This is a genomic window from Bacillus sp. V33-4 (assembly GCF_002860225.1).
GTDB classification, from domain to species: domain Bacteria; phylum Bacillota; class Bacilli; order Bacillales; family Cytobacillaceae; genus Bacillus_BJ; species Bacillus_BJ canaveralius.
Window position 1 is genome coordinate 71843 of sequence record NZ_PGVC01000038.1, and the last position, 9416, is coordinate 81258.

Sequence of the window (9416 nt, forward strand, 5' to 3'; positions counted from 1 at the left end):
AAGCATTTTGTAAAAGCTTTATACCCAATCTGGATTTCAAATTTTCAACTGCTTTGCATGTAAAAACTAGATGTAAAACTTGATTCCCCAATTGAGTGGATAATCTGACAGCCAGAAAAAAACAAGCCCCACACTGGAGCTTGTTCCGTCTATTATAGCTGCTTGTACAAATTCGCCATTTCAATGGCACCTGTTGCTGCTTCCCAGCCTTTGTTTCCAGCTTTTGTACCGGCCCGTTCAATCGCTTGTTCAATTGTTTCGGTCGTCAATACGCCAAAAATGATTGGGATCCCTGTCTGGAGGCTGCTGCTGGCAACACCCTTTGCCGTCTCGCCGCTAACGTATTCGAAATGGGGTGTCGCCCCTCTTATTACTGTTCCGAGCGTAATGACAGCATCATATTTTCCTGATTCGGCAAGTTTTTTGGCCATCAAAGGAATTTCAAATGCTCCCGGAACCCAGGCAATCGTGACATCTTCTTCCTGGACGCCATGCCGATAAAGCGCATCCTCGGCACCGCTGAGCAGCTTGCTTGTGATAAATTCATTAAAACGGCCGACAACGATCGCCATTTTCAAGCCTGTTCCAATCAAATTTCCTTCGATTATTTTTTTCATCGTGTTTCTCTCCTTATATACAATTTCATCTTTTTTGAACAAGTGAATCATGTTTAAGACGGTATTGAATTAAATCCGCGATTGTAATCATCCTCATATCAAATTTATTGGCAAGCTTCTTCAAGTCAGGAACTCTGGCCATCGTACCGTCTTCATTCATGATTTCACAGATAACCCCGGCTGGCGGCGAGCCGCATAATCTAGCTAAATCAACAGCCGCTTCCGTATGGCCGGCTCTTTCCACGACACCGCCGTTGTTGGCGATAAGCGGAAAAACATGCCCTGGACGTTTAAAATCGCCTCCGGTTGCTTTCTTATCCAGCATTTTTCTGATCGTTAAAGACCGCTCAAACGCACTGATCCCCGTCGTCGTTTCAACATGATCAATGCTGACGGTAAAAGCCGTTCCGTGTGAATCGGTATTGTTTTCGATCATTGGGTCCAATCGTAGCTTCTCGGCCATTTTTTTTGTAATTGGCACGCAAATCAAACCCCTGCCTTCCTTCGCCATAAAATTGATCACTTCCGGGCTGGAAAGTTCAGCGAGACAGACAAAGTCTCCTTCATTTTCGCGATCTTCATTGTCACAGACAATGACTATTCTTCCCTGTCTTAAATCTTCAAGGGCATCTTCAATTCGGTCAAACATTTAAATTCCACCTTTCAGTTACATGAAGCCGTTTTCCCGTAAGAAATCAGCAGATATCCGGTTGTCTTTTTGCTGGCTGCTCATTTTGTTCTCGATGATGGTATGTAAATATTTTGCAAGCATATCGAATTCAATATTCACAATCTCGCCTGGTTCCTTCAAGCCAAGAACGGTTTCTTTACTTGTGTGGGGAATGAGCGAAACGGTAATGAGATTATTTTCTACCGCAAAAATCGTTAGTGACGTCCCATCAATCGCAATCGACCCCTTAAAGACAACATACTCAATCCCGTGTTCGGGAATTTCAATATCAACGTATATGGCGTTATCTTTTGTTTTCTTACGGATGATCGACCCGGTACCATCAACGTGGCCTGTAACAAAGTGACCGCCAAACCTGCCGTTCGCTGCCATCGCCCGTTCGAGGTTCACAGGCGACCCTCTCCGCAAAAGCGACAAGGAAGTCGATTTATACGTCTCCGGCATCACATCGGCAGCAAATGAATTAGCATTGAATTCGGTTACCGTCAGGCAAACTCCATTGATCGAAATGCTATCGCCAAGCTGAATATCTTCAAGCACCTTTTTGGCATAAATATTCAATTTTAACGCTTCACCCTGTTGTGAAATACGCTGCAATGTGCCAATTTCTTCAACGATTCCTGTAAACATTCTTTCTCACCACCTTTATGGATGCCCTTCTGAAAATTTTAATTTGTACAATTAAAAACCCCGTACTAAAAACAGTACGGGGTGAAAGCCATGACAAAATAAACGTTGTAAAAAGCTATTTTCCAACGCATATTTATGCCTTCTCCCATCCAGACTTTTACTGTCGGCTTTGGAATTTCACCAAATCCACCGTTTCCAAAATGTGAAAACGGGTCACGGGCTTAGAGACCGATGCCTCATCACCGCCGGTTGGGAATTGCACCCGACCCCGAAGGCGGCTATAAAATATAGCCATACTAAAATTAAGTTGTTATTGCTATCGTACATTAACGTAATAATTTATGCAATTTTTAGATTCAGGTTTTTGTACCACAGGATATCTGTTAAAGTGTTTAATCTGTGGATCTTGCTAACAACAGTTACAAAAAAACAGGAGATGCAAACGGCATCTCCTCTTCTTATGGTAATCTTTTCAGTTCATCTTCTAAAAATTCTTTATTTACTCCGCCGATAATTCTGCTGCGAATGATTCCGTCAGAATCAATAAAAAGGCTTGTCGGGTACGTGAGTATTTCGAACCGGGAAGAAACTTCATTCCTCTCATCCATTGGAATTGGAAATGTCAGTCCGTACTTTTTCACAAAATCAACGGCATCCTGCCTGTTTTTTTCTGTAACCGTTGAATTGACGGCAAGTATTTCATAACCATCCTTTTGATATTTCTCATACATTTCTTGCATATAAGGCATTTCTTCTTTGCATGGCGGACACCAGCTTGCCCAGAAATTAAGTAGAAGCTTTTTTCCTCTTAATTCTTCAAGGATGACCTTCTTTCCTTCGATATCCGTTAATTCAAAATTGGGGACCCGATTTCCCGGCTCTATCCCAATCGGAAGCTCGTTTGGATTATTAACTTCCTCGTACTTTTCAATTTTGAGAATCTCTTCACTCGGTTTGTTATCCATTAAAATGAAGGTATCTACTAGATACAAAACAAGGATGGCGGCAGCTGCCATTATCAACAATCTTTTCAAACCTGCTAACCTACTTTCATTCCCCTTTTACAGTTATCCAAAAAAAGCATTATTATTGTAAATATTTAATAGAAACTAGCCATCGCGGTTGGTTTTATCATACACTATTTACACAACAAGAAAAATTGATTTAGCTTTTAAATTTGAAATTGCTTTCTTAATGGTTCGAGTAGCGATAATACAGTGTCAGAAGTGAAAACATCGCCAACCGTTTTTTTTGCGAATCCTTGCTGTGAAAGGTTAGGACTGGTGTGTTTGGGTCTTTAAACTGTTTGCTCCATTCAAGCGGCATCCAGCCTTTTCTCAAAATAACCTCCGGTGTCCGATCTGTCCAGACATAGCGAATATCTGTAAACGCAGTTGAACCCGTTAAATGAATATTTATTTTTTCACCATTCATATCAATGTGAAAAGATTTCAGTGAGTTGCGCTTGATTCTGACCATTTCTGTTTGATCAGAGTCAGTTACGATAATCTCTTTTTTTTTCAGTTTAATGATTGCTGCAAGTTGATTATTACCATTATAAAATCCGTATTGGGCCGGAATCGACTTATCTAGAAAATAGGGCAGCAGCCATCTCCATTTCCAAAACCGCAGATCCTTGATTTCCCCGGCAAGAATTCCGTCCGGGTTGAATAATAGCATTCTCAACGAAGGAGCAGGAAGAAACGTTAATAGCAGCTGATCTTCGTTTAACGCGTGTTTTCCCTGCTGTGGTTTATCATTGAATGTGAAAGCACTGCTTCTAGACTGTTCCTCAAGTAAAAGGTGTTTTTGATAGGAGAAAAAGCTAAGTAATAGAAATGGAGCAACCAAAGCTAAAATGGGCAGCTGAATATTCAGCCATAACGAAATGCCTAACATTAAACCGGGTGGAATAAGGAATAGGAGGCTGCCATTTAACGAAGTAGCAGCCGAGTGCTTATAGTACTGGTGAATGGTCATTCTTGTGCACCTCGCCTGTTTGAAATCTAGTTCATGTTCAATCATGAATCCTTTTTAATAGTCTATTATTCTTCTTTGTAAAAGATGATTTTTTTGGAGTGAAAACGCAAGATAAGTTACAGACAGGAAAGAGGAATGTAAATGATCAGAGAAATAGCTGCGAAAGACGCCGAAAAATTTCTTGAGCTATTAATGGAAGTTGATGACTCGGGTTTTATGCTTTTCGAGCCCGGGGAACGAACATCGTCTGTTAAAAAAGAGGAGACTAAAATTAGCCAATTTTTAACAAATCTGCATACAACCATATTCGTAGCGGAAGAAGATAACCGGCTGACCGGCTACATTATTGGCATCGGCAACACCCAAAAGCGCAAACAGCATGCAGCCTATATAGTCATTGGTATCCGTTCAGGGTATCGTGGCCATGGAATCGGCACAATGCTGTTTGAGAAATTGTTTGAATGGGCAAAGCAGCGAGGACTGAAAAGGCTTGAATTGACGGTGATTAAAACGAATGCACCAGCCTATCATCTTTATAAAAAGATGGGCTTTAAACTTGAAGGGGAAAAAATCGGCTCCCTGATCATCGACGGGGAAGCAGTCAATGAATATTATATGTATAAATGGCTCGACTGATTGGCGACTACCGTCCGATCTGTTTTTGAGCGTTATTACAAAATAAGGGCTGACTGAATGGAATTAGCCCCGTATGTTTCAGTAGCTAACAATTGTTTCCGGTTCTATATTTTGATAGAAAAACAGACACCTCAAGTGAGATGTCTGTGAGTATCGCCACCCTGTCTGCTAGAGAATCCGAAATATAAATGGAATTCGGTATTCTTCCCCTTCAAATGCTTTAATTGCTGCGATGATCGTAAACACAACTGTAAGAATTCCAATAATCCAGATCGTGACAAAGCCGATTAAGACGAGCATCAACAAAACGCTTATGATCGAATAAATCGCGTAAGAAATAATAAAGTTAAAATACTCTCTGCCGTGATAATCAACAAAAGCGGATTCGTTTTTCTTTATTAGCCAGATGATCAGCGGGCCGATAAACGTGGTAAAAAAACTGCTCACATATATCGCGGTCGCCAGAAGCCTTTCGTCATTAGTCGGTCGTTTTCTATCCATCGCAGGTTCCCCCAAATTAGAATATACTTCTCTCTATTATTTACGTTCCATCTTCTAAAAAGTTTCCTCATTTAAATGACCCGGCACTTGATTATGTTTGATGTTCTTGTTTAGGACAACTTGAATACAAATGATTATAGACAAAGATACAAAGGGTGATAATCAATGTTGTCTAAGCTTGAAGCGCTCGTACTGGGGATGATTCAAGGTTTAACCGAATTCTTGCCTATTTCCAGCACTGGCCATTTGTATTTGGGAAGACACTTTTTTGGGCTTGATGAAGCAGGACTTTTTCTCGATACAATGCTCCACGTTGGTACACTGCTTGCCGTACTTGTAGTCTATAAGAATGAGCTGCTAAAAATGCTAAAAAATCCGTTTGGGAAACTGGCAATGCTCGTCACAGTAGGGACGATTCCGGCTGTCATTGTCGGGTTTCTGTTCAACGACTTGTTCGATTCTATTTCAAAAACCGGCGCTACGATTGGTTGGGAGTTTCTCGTCACCGGCTTGATCCTCTGGATTGCCGATAGTGTAAAACATGGAGCAAAGAATATCGATAACATAGGCTACGGCGATGCACTTTTCATCGGTTTTTTTCAGGCAGCTGCCATTTTTCCGGCGTTATCCCGCTCGGGGCTAACGATCGCAGCCGGTTTATTTCGAAAATTGGACCGGGAATCGGCCGCTTATTTTTCTTTTTTGCTGTCGATCCCAGCGATTGCCGGAGGCATTGTTCTCCAGGCTGGCAAGCTGTATTCTGGGCATGTAGAAGCGCTTCCCTTCAGCAGCCTGCTGATTGCGACATTGGCATCTGCTTTGTTCGGATATGCAGCTGTCGTCTGGATGATTCAATTTTTAAAAACAAAATCGCTGAAGATCTTTGCCGTTTATGTTTGGATTCTCGGGTTTACAATACTTGCCCTTCAGATCACTGGTGCTTTTTAAGCATGTTTTAAAGGAAGGAGTCAAATGAAGACTTTATTGAAAAATGCGAAAGTATATCCGATTGCCTCACCACCATTGTTAACCGGTGATGTCTTAGTAGAAGACGGTAAAATTGCCCTGGTTGGGAAAAATCTTGTGACCGGCAGTGACGCGAAAATCATTGACTGCGATCAGTGCTATCTGTTTCCCGGGTTCATTGATGTGCATACCCATCTCGGTCTTTACGACGAAGGAACGGGCTGGGCTGGCAATGACGCCAATGAAACGATTGAAGCAATGAGTCCGCATATCCGGGCCATCGATGGGGTTTATCCTTTAGATCCCGCATTTTCGGATGCGGTCAAATATGGAATTACAACCGTGCATGTTATGCCGGGCAGCGCGAATGTGGTTGGGGGAACGACGTCCGTTATTAAAACTTGTGGGAAAAACATTCAAAAAATGCTTATCCAGGAAACGGCCGGTTTAAAGATTGCCTTTGGCGAAAATCCGAAGCGGATTCACAGTCAGGGAAATAAGGATTCTATTACGAGAATGGGGATTATGGGCATGCTGCGCGAAGCGTTTTACGAAGCAAAAAATACTGACCAACCAGACTCGCTGAGAATGGCCCCGCTAGTAAAAGCATTAAAGAGAGAAATCCCCGTTAGAATCCATGCCCATCGTGCAGACGATATCATCTCGGCAATAAGATTTGCCGAAGAGTTTCGTCTTGATCTCCGCATCGAGCATTGCACGGAAGGGCATCTCATTGCAAACGAGCTGGCAGGGCAAAAATTAAAAGTCTGCGTTGGCCCGACATTAACGAGAAAATCGAAGGTCGAACTAAAGAATAAACACTGGAGAACTTATCGGGAACTGACAGAGCATGGAATCGAAGTTTCGATCACCACTGACCACCCATACACCCCGATACAATACTTAAATGTTTGTGCCGCCATCGCTGTCAGGGAAGGATTATCCGAGCAAAAAGCGCTTGAAGGTATCACCCTGTTAGCAGCGAAAAATTTAAGAATCGACGAAAAGCTGGGGAGCATTAGTGCGGGAAAAGACGCTGATTTAGTGTTATGGAGCCATCATCCTTTCCATTTTTTTGCTAAACCAAAGTGGACGATGATCGACGGAAATTTCGTCTTTACAGACAGTTAATTTTTTGTAGAAAAATGTTAAAATTCCGCTATAAAAATTAACATTTTACCTATTTCTTTTTTGATATTTTTTTAGTATTATACCTTAAGTACGACGTTTTCAAAGCTTTTATAAAAAAGTAAATAACCGTATGCGAGCAATTGGGAAGGCAAATGGTGCGCCACCAGTTTACTGGTTCTAGTGGGTTCGATTCCCACCCCGAAATTTTTTAGCAACATTACAAAAAATTTCGAGGGTGGACCCAGAGTCTATTTAGGTATGGATTCGGACTGTCCTCAGGATGGAGGTAAACACATGCTCAAGAAACGTGATCTTCACGACTGTCACGCCTTGTATGATTTAATGGTTCACCCTGATGTTTTTCCTTTTGTACGCCAAAAAGCTTATTCCTATGATGAGTTTTTATTTATAACAAAACAGACCATTGAAGCTGAAGAACGTGGTGAAATCATTTCGCGAACGATTCTTGACGAATGGGGATGTCCAATCGGGACGATTAACCTGTTTAATATTCAAGATAATGCGGGCTTCTTAGGGACATGGCTTGGCAAGCCATTCCACGGAAAAGGATACAATCAACTAGCGAAAGACGCGTTTTTTGAGGAGCTTTTTTATGAGGCCGGCATTGATACGATTTTCATGCGAATCCGCACTGAAAACGTCCGTTCACGGAAGGCTGCCGAAAAACTGCCTTATGCCATCAAAGCGAATGAAACAAGAAAAACCATATATGATCAATTGAATGCTACAGGAAAAATTTATGATTTATTTGAAATCCCGAAAGATGTCTATACCTTGCAAATTCTCAGGAACGGTGCACAGCAGCAAGACGCTTCACATTTGCTTGAAGCATAGGCTGCCGGCGTCGTTCGAAGATTATTGTCCAATACAACTAACGCTCCGTGCATCGGAGCGTTTTTATTTTGAACTATATTTTTCGCATTGACCGCCGTATGCTGATTCTATTTGACTTTTGCTCGGACCATTTCCAAATAGAGATTTCGAATTATATACGTTTTATATAGTTCTAGCTTTCTTCTTTCAACCGGATGCCTTGTAACACCCTCTGCCTTTAATTGTGAAATATACCAGCCTTTTGAACCACGGTACGCCATTAGTCTACCCCTCTTTCATTACGCTTGTCTCGATGACATATATGTATGCACAGGCGTTATAAAAGATGACGGCTCTAATAGACAAACCAAGTTTACATGCATTTACTCGCTTTGTTGCTTTTTACGATCGATGGGAGATATAAAAGCTCATCAACATCTGGTGTATGATATAATTTTTTCCGTTATACGAAAAGAAAACGAGGGCAAAAAACATGGAACGAACAAACAGCAGAAAAGAAAAGCTAAAACAATTATTTGTCATACTCCTTCCCATTTTGGTCACCCAGCTGGCCATGTATGGGATTAACTTCTTTGACATCATGATGTCAGGACATTTCAGCCATTATGATCTAGCTGGAGTTGCGATCGGATCATCGCTTTGGGTACCCGTTTTTACCGGATTAAGCGGCATTTTGCTTGCCGTCACTCCTATTGTTGCCCAACTTGTCGGTGCGAAGGAAAGCAAGGAAGCTTCCTATTCAGTCGTTCAAGGCGTCTATCTTTCAGTGGTCACTGCGATATTTGTCATCGCTGTCGGTTCGCTCATTTTAAATCCGATTCTGAACATCATGCAGCTGGAGACTGAGGTGCGGGAAATTGCCCGAAACTATATTATCGCTTTAAGCTTCGGAATGATCCCACTATTTGTCTACAATGTTCTTCGTTCTTTCATAGATGCATTAGGAAAAACGAGGGTTACAATGATGATCACATTAATGGCTGTTCCGATTAACGTTCTTTTTAACTATTTGTTTATTTTCGGAAAATTCGGCTTCCCGGAGCTGGGTGGTGTCGGTGCCGGTATAGCTTCAGCGATCACATATTGGCTGATCACGTTAATTGCTGTCTTTGTCATTATTAAGTTGGAACCTTTTACACAATTTGGTGTATTTAAAAGCCTTCCAGGACTCTCGTTGTATAAATGGAAGGAGATTTTAATGATTGGTGTTCCAATCGGTTTCGCTATTTTCTTTGAAACCAGTATCTTTTCAGCGGTGACCTTATTGATGAGTACATTTGATACCGCTACAATCGCTGCCCACCAAATTGCAATTAACTTCGCCTCTTTTTTATATATGATTCCGTTCACTAGTGTTGCATAAATACTGTCGAAAAATTCAATCTATTCATTCTCATGGTTTAGAGCCA

General features: G+C 41.5%; 10 protein-coding genes, 2 pseudogenes and 1 riboswitch. Of the genes and pseudogenes, 5 read left to right on the top strand and 7 right to left on the bottom strand.

All coding sequences use genetic code 11. From position 1 onward, the window contains the following. Nucleotides 1-152 precede the first annotated feature (152 nt). The 5 genes and pseudogenes from ribH to CVD23_RS14605 all read right to left on the bottom strand — a co-directional run bounded on the left by ribH (nt 153) and on the right by CVD23_RS14605 (nt 3918). Nucleotides 153-617: a 6,7-dimethyl-8-ribityllumazine synthase gene (ribH, locus tag CVD23_RS14585; RefSeq protein WP_101666425.1), complete on the bottom strand. Its 465-nt coding sequence runs from the start codon at nt 615-617 to the stop codon at nt 153-155. Between the two features lie 31 nt (nt 618-648). Then, nucleotides 649-1266, bottom strand: a pseudogene (gene ribB, locus CVD23_RS14590) (3,4-dihydroxy-2-butanone-4-phosphate synthase); the annotation flags it as partial. Nucleotides 1267-1284: 18 nt separating this feature from the next. Continuing rightward, a complete protein-coding gene (ribE, locus tag CVD23_RS14595) occupies nt 1285-1938 on the bottom strand; it encodes a riboflavin synthase (protein WP_101666427.1) in 654 nt (217 codons plus the stop codon). A 133-nt stretch (nt 1939-2071) separates the two neighbouring features. Next, a riboswitch (FMN riboswitch) is annotated at nt 2072-2218 on the bottom strand. Between the two features lie 178 nt (nt 2219-2396). After that, entirely contained in the window at nt 2397-2972 is a 576-nt protein-coding gene (locus CVD23_RS14600) for a TlpA disulfide reductase family protein (protein ID WP_101578384.1), read from the bottom strand. A gap of 157 nt (nt 2973-3129) precedes the next feature. Then, complete coding sequence (locus CVD23_RS14605) at nt 3130-3918, bottom strand: hypothetical protein (RefSeq protein ID WP_101666428.1); 789 nt, start codon at nt 3916-3918, stop codon at nt 3130-3132. 141 nt (nt 3919-4059) lie between these two features. Between CVD23_RS14605 and CVD23_RS14610 the strand changes: the two genes are divergently transcribed. Next, complete coding sequence (locus CVD23_RS14610) at nt 4060-4554, top strand: GNAT family N-acetyltransferase (protein WP_101666429.1); 495 nt, start codon at nt 4060-4062, stop codon at nt 4552-4554. Between the two features lie 168 nt (nt 4555-4722). On the opposite strand, the gene CVD23_RS14615 is transcribed toward CVD23_RS14610, so the two are convergent. Beyond that, on the bottom strand, nt 4723-5055 hold the full coding sequence (locus tag CVD23_RS14615) for a DUF4870 domain-containing protein (RefSeq protein WP_101578387.1): 333 nt from the start codon (nt 5053-5055) through the stop codon (nt 4723-4725). A gap of 165 nt (nt 5056-5220) precedes the next feature. On the opposite strand from CVD23_RS14615, the gene CVD23_RS14620 reads away from it, so the two are divergent. The 3 genes from CVD23_RS14620 to CVD23_RS14630 all read left to right on the top strand — a co-directional run bounded on the left by CVD23_RS14620 (nt 5221) and on the right by CVD23_RS14630 (nt 8007). After that, complete coding sequence (locus CVD23_RS14620; RefSeq protein WP_101578388.1) at nt 5221-6003, top strand: undecaprenyl-diphosphate phosphatase; 783 nt, start codon at nt 5221-5223, stop codon at nt 6001-6003. A 24-nt stretch (nt 6004-6027) separates the two neighbouring features. Continuing rightward, nucleotides 6028-7152: an amidohydrolase gene (locus CVD23_RS14625; protein WP_101578389.1), complete on the top strand. Its 1125-nt coding sequence runs from the start codon at nt 6028-6030 to the stop codon at nt 7150-7152. Nucleotides 7153-7446: 294 nt separating this feature from the next. Next, the gene (locus CVD23_RS14630) at nt 7447-8007 is read left to right on the top strand and encodes a GNAT family N-acetyltransferase (RefSeq protein WP_101666430.1); all 561 of its coding nucleotides are present in this window, start codon (nt 7447-7449) and stop codon (nt 8005-8007) included. A 107-nt stretch (nt 8008-8114) separates the two neighbouring features. Here the strand turns inward: CVD23_RS14630 and CVD23_RS14635 are convergent, their stop codons facing one another. After that, nucleotides 8115-8267, bottom strand: a complete 153-nt coding sequence (locus tag CVD23_RS14635; RefSeq protein ID WP_101578391.1) for a YflJ family protein — start codon at nt 8265-8267, stop codon at nt 8115-8117. Nucleotides 8268-8479: 212 nt separating this feature from the next. On the opposite strand from CVD23_RS14635, the pseudogene CVD23_RS14640 reads away from it, so the two are divergent. Next, nucleotides 8480-9358 (top strand): annotated as a pseudogene (locus CVD23_RS14640) (MATE family efflux transporter); the annotation flags it as partial. Nucleotides 9359-9416 lie beyond the last annotated feature (58 nt).